The 17,244-nt window shown below is 39.9% G+C and carries 12 protein-coding genes; 7 read left to right on the forward strand and 5 right to left on the reverse strand.

The window, feature by feature from the left end; genetic code table 11:
• Window positions 1–116 precede the first annotated feature (116 nt).
• On the forward strand, window positions 117–1,109 hold the full coding sequence (locus ABJE44_RS02425) for a Gfo/Idh/MocA family oxidoreductase (RefSeq protein ID WP_348113384.1): 993 nt from the start codon (window positions 117–119) through the stop codon (window positions 1,107–1,109).
• A gap of 119 nt (window positions 1,110–1,228) precedes the next feature.
• Here ABJE44_RS02425 and ABJE44_RS02430 read toward each other — a convergent pair whose 3' ends face one another.
• The 4 genes from ABJE44_RS02430 to uxaC all read right to left on the reverse strand — a co-directional run bounded on the left by ABJE44_RS02430 (window position 1,229) and on the right by uxaC (window position 8,585).
• Window positions 1,229–4,660 carry a ThuA domain-containing protein gene (locus ABJE44_RS02430; protein ID WP_348113385.1) on the reverse strand — a complete coding sequence of 1,144 codons (3,432 nt, stop codon included), beginning with the start codon at window positions 4,658–4,660 and terminating at the stop codon, window positions 1,229–1,231.
• A gap of 189 nt (window positions 4,661–4,849) precedes the next feature.
• Window positions 4,850–5,656, reverse strand: a complete 807-nt coding sequence (locus ABJE44_RS02435; RefSeq protein WP_348113463.1) for a ThuA domain-containing protein — start codon at window positions 5,654–5,656, stop codon at window positions 4,850–4,852.
• Window positions 5,656–7,173: a mannitol dehydrogenase family protein gene (locus ABJE44_RS02440; RefSeq protein ID WP_348113386.1), complete on the reverse strand. Its 1,518-nt coding sequence runs from the start codon at window positions 7,171–7,173 to the stop codon at window positions 5,656–5,658. Before ABJE44_RS02440 ends, ABJE44_RS02435 begins: the two co-directional genes overlap by 1 nt.
• On the reverse strand, window positions 7,170–8,585 hold the full coding sequence (uxaC, locus tag ABJE44_RS02445; RefSeq protein ID WP_348113387.1) for a glucuronate isomerase: 1,416 nt from the start codon (window positions 8,583–8,585) through the stop codon (window positions 7,170–7,172). Before uxaC ends, ABJE44_RS02440 begins: the two co-directional genes overlap by 4 nt.
• Before the next feature lie 269 nt (window positions 8,586–8,854).
• On the opposite strand from uxaC, the gene ABJE44_RS02450 reads away from it, so the two are divergent.
• Genes ABJE44_RS02450 through ABJE44_RS02470 form a run of 5 tightly spaced genes read left to right on the forward strand, consistent with a single transcriptional unit; the run spans window position 8,855 to window position 14,792 of the window.
• Window positions 8,855–9,883 (forward strand): LacI family DNA-binding transcriptional regulator, encoded by a 1,029-nt coding sequence (locus ABJE44_RS02450; protein ID WP_348113388.1) that lies wholly within the window; start codon window positions 8,855–8,857, stop codon window positions 9,881–9,883.
• A gap of 51 nt (window positions 9,884–9,934) precedes the next feature.
• Window positions 9,935–11,968 (forward strand): glycosyl hydrolase 115 family protein, encoded by a 2,034-nt coding sequence (locus ABJE44_RS02455; RefSeq protein WP_348113389.1) that lies wholly within the window; start codon window positions 9,935–9,937, stop codon window positions 11,966–11,968.
• Between the two features lie 30 nt (window positions 11,969–11,998).
• Window positions 11,999–12,997 carry a TRAP transporter substrate-binding protein gene (locus ABJE44_RS02460; RefSeq protein ID WP_348113390.1) on the forward strand — a complete coding sequence of 333 codons (999 nt, stop codon included), beginning with the start codon at window positions 11,999–12,001 and terminating at the stop codon, window positions 12,995–12,997.
• Window positions 12,994–13,506, forward strand: coding sequence for a TRAP transporter small permease (locus ABJE44_RS02465; RefSeq protein ID WP_348113391.1), 513 nt, complete (start codon window positions 12,994–12,996; stop codon window positions 13,504–13,506). Before ABJE44_RS02460 ends, ABJE44_RS02465 begins: the two co-directional genes overlap by 4 nt.
• Window positions 13,503–14,792: a TRAP transporter large permease gene (locus tag ABJE44_RS02470; protein ID WP_348113392.1), complete on the forward strand. Its 1,290-nt coding sequence runs from the start codon at window positions 13,503–13,505 to the stop codon at window positions 14,790–14,792. The genes ABJE44_RS02465 and ABJE44_RS02470 overlap by 4 nt, the downstream gene beginning before the upstream one ends.
• Before the next feature lie 289 nt (window positions 14,793–15,081).
• Here ABJE44_RS02470 and ABJE44_RS02475 read toward each other — a convergent pair whose 3' ends face one another.
• Complete coding sequence (locus tag ABJE44_RS02475) at window positions 15,082–16,263, reverse strand: AGE family epimerase/isomerase (protein ID WP_348113393.1); 1,182 nt, start codon at window positions 16,261–16,263, stop codon at window positions 15,082–15,084.
• Window positions 16,264–16,484: 221 nt separating this feature from the next.
• On the opposite strand from ABJE44_RS02475, the gene ABJE44_RS02480 reads away from it, so the two are divergent.
• Window positions 16,485–17,216 (forward strand): FadR/GntR family transcriptional regulator, encoded by a 732-nt coding sequence (locus ABJE44_RS02480; protein WP_348113394.1) that lies wholly within the window; start codon window positions 16,485–16,487, stop codon window positions 17,214–17,216.
• Window positions 17,217–17,244 lie beyond the last annotated feature (28 nt).

Raw genomic sequence — 17,244 nt, forward strand, 5'->3', positions numbered from 1 at the left:
ACCAAAACACTAATGTAAGCACATGAAAACATAGGTTTTATTTACCTTTCGTATGTAGTAGCTAAGTTTTGTGTAATGACTATTTTTTCGATTAATGATTATAGGAGTAAACAATTTTGAACTTAAAACTAGGAATAATTGGCTGCGGAGTTAAAGCTTCACAATACATCGCAACCTGGATTGAACGTAAAGATGTTGAAATCGTCTGCATAGCAGACAATAACGAAGAGGCATTAACTCGGATTCGAAAACTAGCTGTGGACCGTTCTAAACCTGAACCTTATACCAATGTTGATTGGCAAGAGATGCTAAAGCAGCAATCTGACAACATAAATTGTGTGTATATTTGCACACCTCACGTTGCCCATGCAGATCAAGCAATTATGGCATTAGACTTAAGATTAGATGTATTACTAGAAAAGCCGATGGTAACCACAGTTGCTGAAGCAAAAGCATTGCAATTCGCTCAAGAGCGTTCTGGCAAAGAACTGGTTGTGGCTTATCAAGGGGGATTATCTCCTTTAGTACATCAACTTAAAAAAGATATAAAGACCGGAACCTATGGCAAGCTAGTCAGTCTTTCAGCCAATATATGGGAAAACTGGGCTGATACTTACAGCGGACACTGGAAACAAATGCCAGAGATATCAGGCGGAGGCTTTATGTTTGACACAGGGGCGCATCTAATGAACACCACCTCAATGCTCTGTGATAAAGAGTTCGCTAGTATTTCAGCTCTCATGCAAAATCGTGATAAACCCGTTGATATTGTAACAGTCGTTATGGGACAGCTAACTGATGGAACTTTGTTTACCATGCAAGCTTGCGGTGAAACCATTGGCTGTACATCACGTATAGAGTGCTATTTTAGCAAGTGCATTATTCGTATTTGTGCTTGGGGTCGCTGGATAGAAATAGAAGATAAAGACGGCAACATCACTCGAAAAGAACAAGAGTCAGCGAATAATTTAATAAACATCTTTCAGCAGACTTTAAAAGGCGAAATGGAAAACCCATCAGCCATAAAACAAGGCTTAAAAATGGCTATTTTATGGGATGCCATCAAAGAGTCCGCAGGTAATAAAGGGCAAGCAGTAACGCTAATGTAGTCGCTTTGAGCTTCGAGCTAAAATATGTAGGTTCAAAATTACCTAAACCTATATTTATTTTCTAAAGAAAAAAGGCATGTCGCTAATAGCGCCATGCCTTTTTTAATAGCTTCTATTAACTACTTACTAATAAAAGTAAATGAATATAGATGGGCTGCCAATGCGTCTTTTTTATCGTCTGTGATGTTTACTACTAAATAAAGCGGTTCATAAGTATTAGCATGACTCACATCTAACGTCAGCTCAATCACATCTTCTTGTTTGGCTCCTTCATAATTAAACGCGCCTTTGGCGATAGTTTTTCCGGTAGCGCTGCCGACTCTTAGTTCAGCCTCTACATTGTTATTAAGCCGCCACCAATATTTTTGTGAGATGGTGATTGCTTTTACCTGACGAAGATCAATTTTTCCAATCAACACATGGGTTTTATCACCATACATAGCAAGCGTAGGCAACCCATCAGCTTCCCTCGCCCTTAATCCATTCTGTTCGCCCACATGACTGACTAATGTATTGGCAAAAATTTGAGGAGCACGGAGAGTGAGCGATTTTTCACGAGTAATAGCCGACAATCCTATGGCACCCTGATCGGTATATTTAGCCTTTAACTGATATATTCCCGGTTCGGTGACTTTAGGCAATGCAGCATGCATAGGTAAGCTAGGCGTTGTTGATTGCAAAGCCAAAACATAACGCACCAACACATTTAACACATCATCCGACAAAAAGTCGTGGGCTGGCATTTGATGTTGTCCCCACTTTCCAGTACTACCAGCGGTTATGCTTTGTTTCAGGTAGGCTTCAGCATCACCTCTCACAGAATATCTATCCGCCACTTTTTGAAAAGCAGGTCCCACAGAATCAGCTTGTTCTTGGTGACATCCAGCACATAGACGCTTTTTGCTTTCTTTTCTACCTGGCTCTATAGGCCCACTAACATGATGCCCTAGGGTTTGTTCCTTGTCCTCTTTTTCTACCTTGGTAAAAGTAATGTCTACATTTTCAAAAGTGGTGGAGCCTTGTTTTACATGACCATCTTCGACATCGGTGATCACAACTTGATATTTAGCAGGTATTTTATCGGGCCAGATAAAGCTTTGATCGCCAATCACACTAATATCAATAGAAGGAGGGGTATTGCCCACCTCTATTAAGTGAAAACGCGTATTTGAGAGGTTTTGTTGATCACGTACTGTAAGCGACAATGCGTATCGCCCTATTTTATCCAAGGTAAAACTTGCCTTGATACCCTCATTTTTTTTGGCTTGAGTAAAATCGGCGTCCTTTAAGGTTTCTTCTGATTTTAGCGAAGTTATCTGCCATGTATATTGCAAGGGGTCATTATCTGGATCACTTGATTCTGCAGCAGATGTATTAACAGTAAGCGGTGCAGTTCCTTGTATCGGTGATGCTGACATTTTAGCGAGAGGGGGGCGATTCCCAGCCCCTGTATAAACTATCCTTGAGAGTCTCGAATCCGGATTGCCTGTATGCCACTTCGAACCATATTCCAATATATATAATTGCCCTTGATGACTAAATTTAAGATCTATTGGTGCCACTAACTCTACATCAGGGGCAAATTCTTCAAGTTTATAAATATCACCATTTACATCACTAAATACGACTTTGATCCAGCGTCGCATAAAGTCAGAAATAAATAAGCCCCCGTCATAATAATCGGGCAACGCATCAGCATGTTTGTTACTACGATAAACACCAGCAACTAAGGCATTTCGGCCTCCAGCTGCAAGTTCTGGGAAGATATCAGATTGCGCATAGGGATAATAAATAAACGCCGATTGTGCTGCAGGTAAGTCTTTTGCACCCGTATTATTAGGTGAGGTATTTTGTGGACTCAGTGGATTGTGCCATTTACCCGCCTCATCAGCTTCATAATCAAATTGGCGATAGGCTTTATTGTTAGCGATAAACAACGGCCACCCAAAATTTCCAGCCTGGGTCACTTTGTTGATTTCATCATAACCTTTAGCCCCATGTTCATCAGTGAAAGCCCTAGCATCAGGACCCACATCACCGTAGTACAAGGTATTTTCTTGATCATCAAACGCCAACGTATAAGGATTACGAGTGCCCATCACATAAATTTCGGTTTTGCCTTCAGTCGAGTCTAAGAACAGATTTCCTTCAGGTATCGTATAACTGCCATCTGGCTGCGGTTTAATACGTAAAATCTTACCGCGATAGTCTTGGGTATTGGCTGACGAACGTAACGCATCATTAATTTCTGAGCCAGCTCTAAAATCACTTGGACCTACACCAAAAGCTTTAAAAGGATTGGTATTATCACCAAAACCAATATATAGATTGCCTTCTCCATCAAACTCCATATTACCGCCAGTATGGCAACAGGTGTCATCATTTTCGGCATCTAACATAGGGATTTCAGAGCTAAGATCCAATTTGCCATTTACTAAGGTAAATCTAGATATACGTTGCAAAGGCCCTTGATTTTCTAAAGGCGAAGCTAAGTTGTACATCATATACAGATGTTGGTTCTCTGCAAAATTAGGATCCAGTGCCACGGTTAATAGACCAAACTCACCAAAACCTTCAGCTGAATATACAGGTAGGTTACCAACTTCTTTTAATGCTTTACGCTCCACATCAAACCAATGAACTTTACCTTTACGTTCAATAAAAATGACCCCTTTGCCATCTTTCGTTATATCTAAACTAATAGGTTCGTTTAAGCCTTCAAGTAAGGTTTCTTTAACAAAACGATTAGGCTCTGGGCGCGATTTTGAATAATCTCGAATATTTTCACCAATCGCATATTCAATTCCTCCCAATAGATGCTGCATATATTCTGGCTTACTGAAGTTATCAGCATTATGACCTATACCGGTATAAAACGAGCGCCCACCATCAAAGTCGTGATACCAAGCGATAGGGTGGTAACCTTTATGGCCACCACCATGGTAAGATTTTTCATCCACAGTTAATAAATCAGTTCTGCGGTCAGATAAGCTTTTAAAGTCGTACCATTCGTCAACGATTAAAAAATTATCAGCAAGATGAGCAGTTGCGGGGTGGTCCTTTGTGACGACTTGCACCCTAGCAGTTTGTACATTTGATGGAATACCTGGATGTCCAGCAAATACTCCACCCACTAAACGTCGATACCAATACCAGTCTCCTTCCCACTCTGTATCTGTCGCTGAATGTATTCCTACGAACCCACCCCCAGCCTGAATATAACGTTCCATTGCCACCTGTTGCTGCCTATTTAGAATATCTCCAGTGGTATTTAAAAAAATGATGGCCGAAAAGGTAGATAAATCAGCATCGTTAAATATTTTCGAATCTTCAGAAGCTACAACTTGCGTTCCTTCTTGAGCTAAAGATGTCGATAAATACTCAATACCAGGCTTAATAGAGTTGTGGCGAAACCCTTCAGTTTTACTAAAAACAAGCACCTTTAAATCTTGTTTTTTATCATTTTGTTGAATATTTTCGCGACCACAAGCTGTGATGGCAAATATAAAGAAAACAACACTGAAAAGGGTATTGAATAGATGAGACTGCATATCAAGAGATCCTCTGGAAGCACAAACGGTAACCGTTCACCCCCGTGAACGATGTTCCCATAAATTTATATGAATACTCTCAATAGTAGGTAAATCGTCAACCTGCGAGACGATAAGTTCATTGAGAGTATCCATCAATTATAGTTTTCTAACGTTATAATGGTTAAATAGTGTAAAAATGGTAGAGATTCATTTCGGCTTCTTGCTAGCAGCTAACTTCTCAGCCACCATAAGTTTTCTGGGCTTTTTAAAATAGGTTTGTCTAGGTGCGCCGGGTTCTAATGGCTCTGGTCGCCCCCAATTTCCGAGACTCCAGCCAGTTTGATGTGACTGATTAGTCCATTGAATAGCATTTGCTAGCACTCTGATAATGTGAGGATTACGGAAAATAGGGAACGTTTCGTGACCAGGAGAAAAGAAGAACACTCGCCCTCTCCCTCTGGTATAGGTACACCCACTACGCATGACTTCGCCACCTTGATACCAAGAATTAAAAATGAGTTCATCTGGCTCAGGAATATCGAACGGCTCTCCATACATTTCTGACTGAGGTAATTCGATCTGTGCAGGGATCCCTTCTGCAATTGGGTGTGAAGGTTTTAAACACCACACTCTTTCTCTCTCCCCTCCCTCGGCTTCACGCCAGCTTAAATTACAACTGGTCCCCATTAAACGCTTAAACAACTTTGCATGGTGAGATGAATGCAGCATGATTAGCCCCATGCCAGCGAGCACCCTTGCTTGCAACTTATCAATGAGTGCATCGTTTAATTCATCGTGATACCTATGGCCCCACCAGATTAATACGTCGGTATTTTCAATTAACTCATCAGATAAGCCTTGCTCTGGATCATCTAAGGTCGCAAGCGTTAAATTAAAACCAAAAGGCTCTAGATTATTAACTATGCAGCCCCCTATTGTTTCTGGGTAAACTTCTTTAACGTCTTCATCTTCCACTTCGTGGCGACATTCATTCCAAACCGTTACATTAATCATCACACATTTTCCACTGAGCTATTAGAACATTCCATCAACAATATTTTTAGAGCGGTTTCTACACCATTTGCCAGAATAATACCTAACCAATAAGTTAATTTTTGCCTAAACACATCTGACTCACAAAGTGATTTAGAAAACACTTTATCAAAGGTTAAATAACCATTAATTAAATTATCAATATCATAAAAATCACGTTTTTGAATATTAAATAACTGCTCTGCTAGAGGGTCTTGGACTTCTATAGGATCACCTTTTAAATCGAACCCCATTGAATACCTTAACCAGCCAGCTACTGCAAAACACAAACCATCAAAAGGAGTATTCTGGTGTAGTTTTTCCTCTATGGTGTGAAGTAAACGTTGGGGCACCTTTTGTGACCCATCCATGGCAATTTGGTAAGTACGATGATTCAATGCGGGATTTGAAAAGCGTTGCAATAGATCTAAACTATATTCCGTTAAATCAATGCCTTGTGGTGGCTCAATGGTAGGAATAATTTCTGTCTGCATTATGTGTTTTAAAAATGCGGCTAAATCCTTATTTTCCATCACTTGATGAACGTAGTCATAGCCCATCAGAAAACCTAAGTAAGCCAGAGAAGAATGGGCACCATTTAGCAAACGCAACTTAGCATTTTCAAAGGGCTCTACATCTTTCACTAAACTTACCCCTACTTTTCCCCACTGAGGTCTGTCGCTTACAAATTTATCTTCAATTACCCATTGACTAAAACGCTCGGTTTTCACCATAGCTAAATCCTGATAATCAAGCTCAGCGGTTAGCTCGCTTATATCGTCCTGAGTCGTTGCGGGCACAATCCGGTCAACCATAGTATTAGGAAACGGAACATTTTCTGCAATCCATTGCGCCAGCCCTTCATCTAGCTGCTCAGCAAACTGGATGACAATCCGTTTCAAGGTCTGCCCATTATTAGATAAGTTATCGCAACTCAACACTGTAAAAGGAGCAAAGCCTTGTTCGTATCGCTCCTTCAGGCTACTTACCAGCAATCCAATGGCGGTTGTAGGCACAGATAAATTATCTAAATCATGTCGAATCTGAGCATTTTCACAATCCAAATTACCGCTGGCAGGATCATGGCAATAGCCCTTTTCGGTAACCGTTAATGACACGATATGCGTATTCTCTTGTCCCAGAGCTGTCAGCACTTTTTCTGGTTCGTTTGGCAATACCAAAACGCTCTTTATAACAGACATCACACTATTACTATTACCACTAACATCTGTTTGACATACTGAATAGAGACCATTTTGTGGCATCAGTTGCTCTTGCACTGACGCACTTCGCAGTGACACTCCAATAATTTGCCAATTATCATCACACATCTCGTTAGCATCTTGGGTATAGACCGCTTGATGAGCCCTATGAAATGCCCCAATTCCTAAATGTACTATTTGTTTTACGGCACCTAACTCTGAGGATTTAACATTTAGTAAACCTCTTTCTTTGGCAAGGGCTAAATTCAGTCTAGGAGACAACGCTTTTTTACTCATAGTTTGTAAGCCTTCTTAGCAAGGTTGTAGGCCAAATCAGTGGCAATTGCACTGGCTTCTTCTTCATCAATTTGATGGCTAGCAACAAGTTCAGCAAGGTAAGCGCAGTCCATTCTTCGCGACATATCGTGGCGAGCGGGAATAGACAAAAACGCTCTAGTATCGTCATTAAAACCAACAGTATTATAAAAACCGGCTACTTCTGTGGTTGCCCGTCTAAAGCGAGTCATGCCCTCTGGGCTATCATGAAACCACCAAGCAGGGCCTAGCTTAATTGCTGGATAATGACCAGCTAAAGGACCTAGCTCTCTACTGTAAACAGTTTCATCTAACGTAAATAAAATGACACTCAAGCGGGGGTCATTACCAAATTTATCTAATAAGGGCTTTAACGCTTGAATATATTCCGTTTGTATTGGCAAGTCTGCGCCTTTATCTCTACCAAAATTAGTAAATACACTGTGATTATGATTACGATAAACGCCAGGATGAATTTGCATCACTAAGCCGTCTTCAATAGACATTTCAGCCATGACCATCAACATGTGAGCTCTGAACAACTCAGCATTTTGCGGAGTAACATCGCCAGCTATCAACTTATCAAACAGGGCTGTGGCTTGCTGGTGACTTAAGTCTGCTGTTGCAGGTGTTGGATGACCGTGATCGGTTGAGGTGGCCCCCATCTTTTTAAAATAAGCTCGTCTTTGTTTGAGTGCATCAATATATTGGTCATATTGGCGACAATCTAACCCAGTCACTTGGCTTAATTGGTTTAACTTTCTTTGAAATGATTCGTGCTCAGCATCAATAACCGCATCTGGTCGAAACGCAGTTATTACCCTACCCTGCCAATCAGAATCTATAATTTGTTGATGATAACGTAAATTATCCGTTGGACACTCTGTCGTCGCCAACACTTCAATGTTGTATTTCTCAAACAACGCCCTTGGTAAAAATTCAGGGGAATTCAACTTGTGATTGATAACTTGGTAGTAATAACTCGCCGTCTGAGCATTCAGTTTTACATCTAAGCCAAACGTATTGGCAAATACATAATTCAACCAAAAATACGAAGGTGTACCTTGGAACAAATAAAAATGTTCAGCAAAAATCTTCCAAACTTGCTCAGGATCTGCCGTCGTAGGACCTTGACCTACACGGGAGATACCAAGTTCATCCAATGTAACCCCCTGACTATATAACATTCTGTAAACATAATGATCAGGTTGGATTAATAATTCCGCGGGGTTAGCAAAAGGTTGATTTAAAGCAAACCACTTAGGATCAGTATGCCCATGAGGGCTAATAATAGGTAAATTGGCAACGTTCAGATATAAGCGTCTAGCGATATCTCGTTCACTAGAATTGCCTGAAAAAAGAGCGTCAGGGTGCATGCCCAAAGAGGATGTCATAAAACAAAAAGCTCCCGATGATGTAAAAGGTTAGTCAATGGACCGCCTATACTTTGCATATTAGATAAACAATTTATAAAGCTAGTTGACACCGGTGTCAACTAGCTTTATAAATTAACACTGCAAAAACGTTAAATATTTGTTATTTTTCCAATTCAGCATAAAAATTGGCAGCCACCTATAGTAAAATCAACGGCTTGTATTTTTAACGACATGAAAAGTACATAAACAATTTGATAAATTTTCTAACTAAGAGTGAATAAATATTCATGAGAGCTGCCACTATTATTGATGTTGCAAAACATGCAGGCGTTTCTAAGAAAACTGTTTCTAGAGTCATTAACAATGAAGCGAATGTACGTAAAGAAACAAAAGAAAAAGTACAAGCTTCTATAGCTGCGTTGGATTTTAAACGAAACCCTCTAGGTATGGCACTGGCTAAAAATAGATCTTTTTTTATTGCTTTACTATCTGATAACCCTAGCCCTGGTTACCTTATGAACCTACAAAAAGGGATATTACAAAGCTGTACTGAACAACATATGGGTTTATTTTTATACGATTGTAGTTATCGCTCAACAGGTCTTGTTACTGAAATAGAAGATTTAGTAGAAAACACCCTAGTAGATGGTTTGATATTAGCTCCTCCCATCTGTGACAAAATTGAATTGTTAGAAATGTTAGATGCACGAAATATCAAATATATCCGAATTGGACCAAAAGACTTGGAGCGTGGCGAGTCTATTGGTTTTAACGGCATGAAATCTAGTTACGACATGACCAATTACCTATTAAAACTCAACCACAGAGATATAGGTTTTATCACCGGTCATCCAGATCAAGAGTCAGCTCGGCGCAGTGAAAAAGGTTTTAGACAAGCTTTTGAAGATGCAGGATTAGAAGTGAATGAGTCACTCGTTGTGCAGGGCTATTACACCTATCAATCAGGTATTAATGCAGCGAATACTTTATTAAATAAAGAGAAGCGCCCTACTGCTATTTTTGCTGCTAATGACGAAATGGCCGTGGGCGTACTTTACGAAGCCCAAAGTCAGAATTTGCGAGTACCCGATGACTTATCCATTTGTGGTATTGATGACATTTCCATAACCACTAAAGTTTGGCCAAATATTACAACTATGCGTCACCCCTTATTATCTATAGGTTATCAAGCAGCTAGCCTACTGATAGACCGTCTTAAAGATAAAAAATCAATGATGCCAGCTATGGGTCCCGATCATGCCACCATTATTGATGGTGAATTAGTCATAAGGGATTCAACTAGCAAACATAAATAAATGAATAACACTAACGCAGTCAATTTCAACCACTACATAATGAGTCTTTGCATGAAATACAACCCGGTTCTATTTACATTACTACTTTTACTTTGTTGTCTTCAAACTGGATGTGTATCTCCCAAAAATGACACCGGTAACAATTCTAATATTGTTATTATTTTACCTGAAAATGCAGGTACACCAATTAGGTTGGCTGCAGAGGATTTAAAGCAAGATTTAGAAGCGGTACAGCACCCTAAAATTGACATAGCGTACACCACTGATTCATTACCCAATGCAGATTTGTATTACTTAATTGGGCAAAGCAATCAATTAAAAAACTCTTCACTACTGAGCCAAACGACTAAAACAAAGCTCGAACAACTTAAGTCTCGCGCATCTCTACTAAATGTAGGCGAAGTCAATAATCGACCGTTAGTAATATTAGGTGGTCTAGACGTTCAAGGTACCCAGTATGCCGTTTATGAATACAGTCATAAAATACTCGGCATTGATCCACTTGCTTATTGGACAGATAAACAACCCACAGCTAAAACATTTTCACAATTATCTAGTTTTGATGACCACTCAATTGCAGCGCCTGTAGTACCATTACTGGTTTATTTTGAAAATGATGTCGACGAATTACTTAATTTAAAGTCGCCTAGCCTAGAATATGACTGGGAGTCATTCACTAACATGATCGACTCATTAGTCCGCCTAAAATATAACGGCATTGAAATGTTTGATATGTTGGGCAGAATCGAGTTTTATACACGCCCAGCTTATTTAGAACGCCATCCCGATTATCAGTTAAACGTGCCTCACCTAGAAAAAATGATGCAGTACGTGCATGACAAGGGCATGTATATTCAAGTGGATATGATGCAAGGTAGGCAACTACATACACTAGATGTAGCAGCTTCGACGTGTTGGACTGATTACAAACAAGAATGGATTGATGGCTGGCGCTACTACCTCACTCACACACCAGTAAAAAATATTGATATCTTCGCTTTACGCCCTCGCAATCAATTACTCGACTGGGAGTACAAGTCTAGCTGTGGAGAAGACAAAATCAGTGTATTCAATGAGGTTTATGTCGAATTTAACAAAATAGTTAATGAATTTAAGCCCGATGCCCCCAGAGTTTGTATTTGTTATAGCGATGGCATGGAAATGTTTAATAATGGCTTTGCTCCACCAAAAGATTTTATAATTGCTTGGTCAGACGATGGTTGGGGAACATTTAAGTATCAACCAAACAGTACTAAAGGTTATAAATTCGGTACCTATATGCATGCAGGCTACTGGAAAAACCACGATGTAATGGCACCCTACCCAGAATTGGTCGAATCGGTCATGGATCAAATGTATTCAGACTACGATGCCACTCACTATATGGAAGTGAATGGCCAAACCTTCCGACCATTCATACTAAATATTGAAGCCTATGCTCAATCAGCTAATTTAGGCAAAGCATTTAATGCACAACAATTTTATAGACAGTGGATCACTCGCTATTTTGGAGATGCTGCATTAACAGATACCCAACAAGCACTTCAATACTTGTTTCAAGCGAATAATCAGCACATTGGGTACGTTGAAATTTTATGGCATGTCAAAACAATCCAAGCTTACTTGGCAGATATTCCAGTTCGCCAACCAGGCAAAAATGAATTCACTGTCACCAAAAAGATGATCGACAAATATTTACCCATCACTCAGCCTAAGATAGACGAGCTACAAAAAGCTCTAAAACATGCCGAAATGGGGAGTCGTAAAAATTCAGGCGATGCAACCTTCTATCATGATCACATCATATTACCGATTAAATTATATTTAGACTTGTTGCAGTACAATCAAACCCTAATTGACTTAGTGAGATTAAAAGACGCGCCTGCAAGTAGTCAGTCTCAATTAGCCATCAATACATTGGTGATGCAAGGTCAAGAACAGTTGCAACAAATCTACAGTAGACGTCAAGAAGGCGACCTCAACCCTAAATGGGACTCTTGGTATTTACCCCAAAAACGCCGCCCTAATAATGGCTTCCCTACCCTTATGGATTTCGAAAAAATTGCAGTGAAATTAAGTCAATGAACGCCTTCATAATATCAATGGAAGCTCACAATGAATAAGCCTAAATCCGGTATATTCCTACTCACTGCTTTGTTTATAACTGCGCTGGCGTCTGGGTTAGCGTTAGTTACTGCATCACAAGAGGAAGGGCAAATTACATTGCGTCTTCCCCACTCACTTGATCCTGAGCATGTGGTACATAAATCGTTATTGCACTTCAAACAACAAGTAGAAGCGCTATCAAATAATCAGATTAACATTCAAATATATACCAATGGGCAATTAGGCTCAGAACGAGACCAGATAGAGTTGCTACAAGTAGGTAGCCTTGCCATGACTAAGGTATCTATAAGTTCAATGGAAGCCTTTGTCCCAGAGATGCAAGTCTTCAATCTGCCATATGTATTTAGAGATAAAACTCATTACTGGCAAACATTAGAAAGTGAGTTAGGAGCAGAACTGCTCGATGCCCCCATTGATGTGGGGTTAAAAGGGCTAGCTTATTTTGATGCGGGCAGTCGTAGCTTTTATACCTGTAACAGAGCCGTACAACATCCTGATGACTTATCTGGCCTAAAGATCCGCACCATGAAAAGTCAATCAGCAGTAAAAATGACCTCGGCTATGGGAGCATCTGCTACGCCAATATCCTTTGGTGAGCTTTATACAGCCTTGCAACAGGGTGTAGTGGATGGCGCTGAAAACAATGCTATTACGCTATATAAATCAAGACATTATGAAATATGCAAAAACTACACACTTGATGAGCACAACTCTATTCCAGACATCATTATTATCAGTCAGTTAGTCTGGCAAGGATTAACACCGCAACAACAAAGCTGGATCAACCAAGCTATGCAAAGTGCTGTTTCGTATCAACGAGCCTTATGGAAAAAAGATACAGAGCTAGCCCTTGAAGCCCTAAGAGCAGAAGGTGTCAATATTATTACTCCAGATAAAGCTCCGTTTATGCAACGTGTGAGTGCCTTTAAAAGTAGCTTTAACGGCACAGAAGTTGGCGACCTGTTAGAGCGGATTGAGCAATTATGAAAACAGAAATGAAAAATAACGGGTCTTCCCTCATATTATTTTGGTTTGACAGTCTTAATATTCGGCTGTTGCAGATTATTTTAGTGAGTATTACTGCCGTCGTTTGTTGGCAAGTGTTTTCTCGATATGTGCTTGCTGAACCTAGCTCAATAACTGAAGAACTTTCTAGATTTTTACTTATTTGGTTAACGGTTCTAGGTTCGGCCTATGCCTATCGTAAAAGAAGCCACCTAGGACTAGATATCATATATAACCAAGGAACTAGATTACAACGCAGAATAATGCACATTATGATACACACGAGTGTTGCCTTATTTGCTTTGTTCGTGATGATATTGGGTGGCATTCGCTTGGTACTTATGACCTATGAGTTGGGGCAAAAATCAGCCGTCATGGGTATCGATATAGGTTTAGTCTACATAGTGCTACCTACTAGCGGGCTACTTATCCTTATCTACGCATTAAACTTTATATTCTCCTCAGCAGAAAATTTGGAGGACGCCCTATGACAGTCATATTTTTGTTGGCTTGTTTCTTTTTCTTATTGTTACTCAACGTCCCCGTGTCATTTGCCATAGGTTTAGCCACATTTTTGTATATGTTAACCGCCATGGACTTTCTTCCTGCAGTTACCACAGTCGCCCAGCGTATGACCAATGGTGTCAACACCTTCGCATTATTAGCTATCCCATTCTTTATTTTATCTGGACAGATTATGGCACAAGGAGGAATAGCCAAGCGTTTAATAAATTGTGCGATGGCTTTGCTTGGCACACTGCCAGGAGGACTTGCACTAGTTAATGTTATGTCATGTGTATTTTTTGGCGCATTGTCAGGCTCTGCCGTTGCAGCGACATCTGCTATTGGTAGCTTTATGGTGCCCCAGATGGAAAAAGCCGGTTACGATAAAGCATTTAGCGGCGCAATTACGGCAACGGCTTCTACAACAGGTCTACTGATCCCCCCAAGCAACATCCTTATAGTGTACGCTATCGCCAGTGGAGGAGTATCCATATCAGCATTGTTTTTAGCAGGCTATATTCCCGGTTTATTGGTCGCTTTTGCGCTGATGTTACTTTGTTATCTTTATGCTAAACGCAAAGGATTTAAAGGAGCTCCACGGCTTCCTTTTAACGTCGCGCTTACCCAAATATGGAAAGCCATTCCGAGTCTTGCGCTAATTGTGATTGCCATGGGTGGAATAGTCAGCGGTATATTCACCCCCACAGAAGCCGGTGCAATTGCAGTGGTGTACGCATTAATTTTAGCGGTAGGCGTGTACCGTGAAGTAGACCTCAAAGCATTAGGTAGCATTCTTACGAAAACTATAGAAACCACTTCTATCGTATTGTTTTTAATCGCTACCTCTTCGGCACTGAGTTGGTTGTTGTCCTATGAAAACATCCCTCAAGAACTAAGTGATGTGATGCTTGGTATCAGTGATAACCCGATTGTTATCTTACTTATCATTAACTTAATACTGTTGGTCGTCGGTGCATTTATGGACATGACCCCAGCAGTGCTAATTTTTACGCCTATATTTTTACCGATTGCCACAAGTTTAGGTGTTGACCCACTGCAATTTGGAATAATGATGGTTCTTAATTTATCCATTGGTTTATGTACCCCACCGGTCGGTAATATTTTATTTGTAAGTTGTGCTGTGGCCAAGACTAAAATGGAGCAAATGATAAAGCCTATGCTCCCTCTTTATGCCGCTATGATAATAGTGTTAATACTCGTCTCAGCCTTTCCTACACTAAGCACCTTACTACCTAATTTATTAGCGCCATAATCAAATGCCTAAACTAAAAACAATAAAAATAAAAAGCCTAAGCATCGAGCTTAATTGCCATACTTGAGGAAGCTACTGGCTCCAAAACAATGGCACGATGGCAAATAGATTAAATAGATTAAATAGATTAAATAGATATGCTAAGAGATATTGGATAAAGAAATAGCGTGAGTTTCGCTTTTGTTGCTTCGAATAATGTTAAAAAATTATGGCCTAAAAAGGTTCAACTTCAATGCGTAAATACCATCTTACCTGTGCATTGAAGTTGATGAAAATTCGTTATAAAGCTCTACAAACCAACAAGTGCATCGAGACAGGCACCTAATGTATGGTAGTCACATTTAGCGCCAGCGCTGCTTTTTTCATCCGAGTATTTGTCATTATTACGCTTTAGCACTCTAAACCATGCACCATACTGATGGTCTACAAGATTGTGCCAACTGTAGTCCCAAAGCTCTCGATAAGCGTCCAAATATTTAATATTATGAGTTTCTTGGTATAGCATAGCGGCGGCGGCGAAACTCTCAGCTTGCACCCAAAAATACTTATCATCGTCACACCAACTCCCGTCTGGAGCAAAACCATAAATAAGTCCCCCATGCTCTTTATCCCAAGATTTTTCATAAGCTAAGTCGAATAACTCCTGAGCTTTCTCAAGTAACCAAGACTCTTTACTATGACGATAAATTGCAATCAGTAACTTTGCCCACTCTGTTTGGTGGCCGGGCTGAAACCCCCAAGGACGATACAGGTTTTTGGGATCTTCTTTGTTGTACTCCCAGTCTGGTTGAAAATCTACTTGGTAGTGTTCCCAAACCAAACCATTAGTTAAGTTGGCCTGACCTTGAGTAATATTTTTAGCCAATACTTTTGCTCTTTCTAGATATTGAGGCTCAGCACTCGCTTCAAAGGCAGCAATCATTGCTTCACATAAATGCATGTTTGAGTTCTGACCTCGATAATCACTCAGCACCCCAGTTGGACTGATTTCATCTGCATATAGTCCAAAATCAGCTTGCCAAAATTTATTCTCTAAAAGATCAAATGTGCGGCGCATGTCACTTAAACCATCACGCACACCATGCTTATGGACAGCTGCATAAGCAAGCATGACAAACGCATAGCCATAGGCTTGTTGTGTCATATCTAAGGCTTTATGATCTTGTAAGGTCCACGCGTAAGACTCAGTACTAGGTTGCCAATGAACTTGCTCTAAATATGTTAAACCATGCTCAGCTATATCTTTATAGTGACTTCTATTTAACGCAGTTGCTGCTCTTGCATAATTTACAATGATCCTAGTGCTACTAACGAGTTGCTTAAACCCACCGTTAAACACCTCTCCATTATCTTTAAAGTTTTGGAAATACCCTCCAGACTCATCCACAACAATAGGATCGTAAAAATCTAAAATTGACTCAACATGCCCAAATAAAAACGACTTTGTATAAGAACTATCTGGTTTTAACACAACTATACTCCCGTTAATGTAGCGATATGAATATTTGAAGAATGAGGCAATCTTAAAAAATGTGAATCCCTAATCTTGGTAAATCCTTCAATCTATCCGAAAACAGATAATTTATGGATCTGTCTACAAATAAGACTAAACACGCCCCTACTTGATTAATGTTATCCAAAACGATAAATTGGTTAACCTTTATCACAAATACTACAATTGGACAGTCCAATTTGCAACAATCATCAACCTTAGATTCTCTTACAAAAGCGCACATTTCAAGCAAACGATTATATCTACAAATTGCTCAACAACTTGCGCACATGATCAATGATAATCACTTAGTTGAGAATGAGCGGCTTCCGGCCGAACGTGATCTTGCAAGTAAATATGATGTAAGTCGGCAAACGGTCCGTGAAGCACTTATCGCACTAGAGGTTTCGGGGTTAGTTGAAATAAGACCCGGTTCAGGTGTATATGTCGTAAAACTCACATCAGTTAAAAGCTCACTTATAAATGAAGATGCCCCAGGACCATTAGAAATATTAGAGGCGAGAAAATTAGTAGAAGGTGACGCCGCAGCCTTAGCTGCTATGCGTATTAGTAATGATGAACTATTAAAATTAGAAATATATTTACGAAAAATGGAAATATTAGTCACAGATAAAAAGATAACTGAGGCTGAAATTATTGACCGTAAATTTCATAGTTTAATCGCTGAAGCATCAAGAAATAGTGCCATGGTGACTATGGTAGATTGGTTGTGGGAACAGCGTAATTCATCTGAGATTAGTCGGGTTTTTGCTCAAAAAGTACGAGAGCTAAATAGCGTTCCTAACATTGATGCTCACAACGCAATTTATCAACAATTATCACGGCGTGACGCCCAAGGTGCACAACTAGCTATGCAATCACACTTGTCTGAAGTGGCAGATGCTTTTGTACAATTAATGGCCGAAAGCTAAGTTTATTTTGGACAGGCCAATATTGATG

The sequence above is a fragment of the Paraglaciecola sp. genome, assembly GCF_039942875.1.
Classification (GTDB): domain Bacteria; phylum Pseudomonadota; class Gammaproteobacteria; order Enterobacterales; family Alteromonadaceae; genus Paraglaciecola.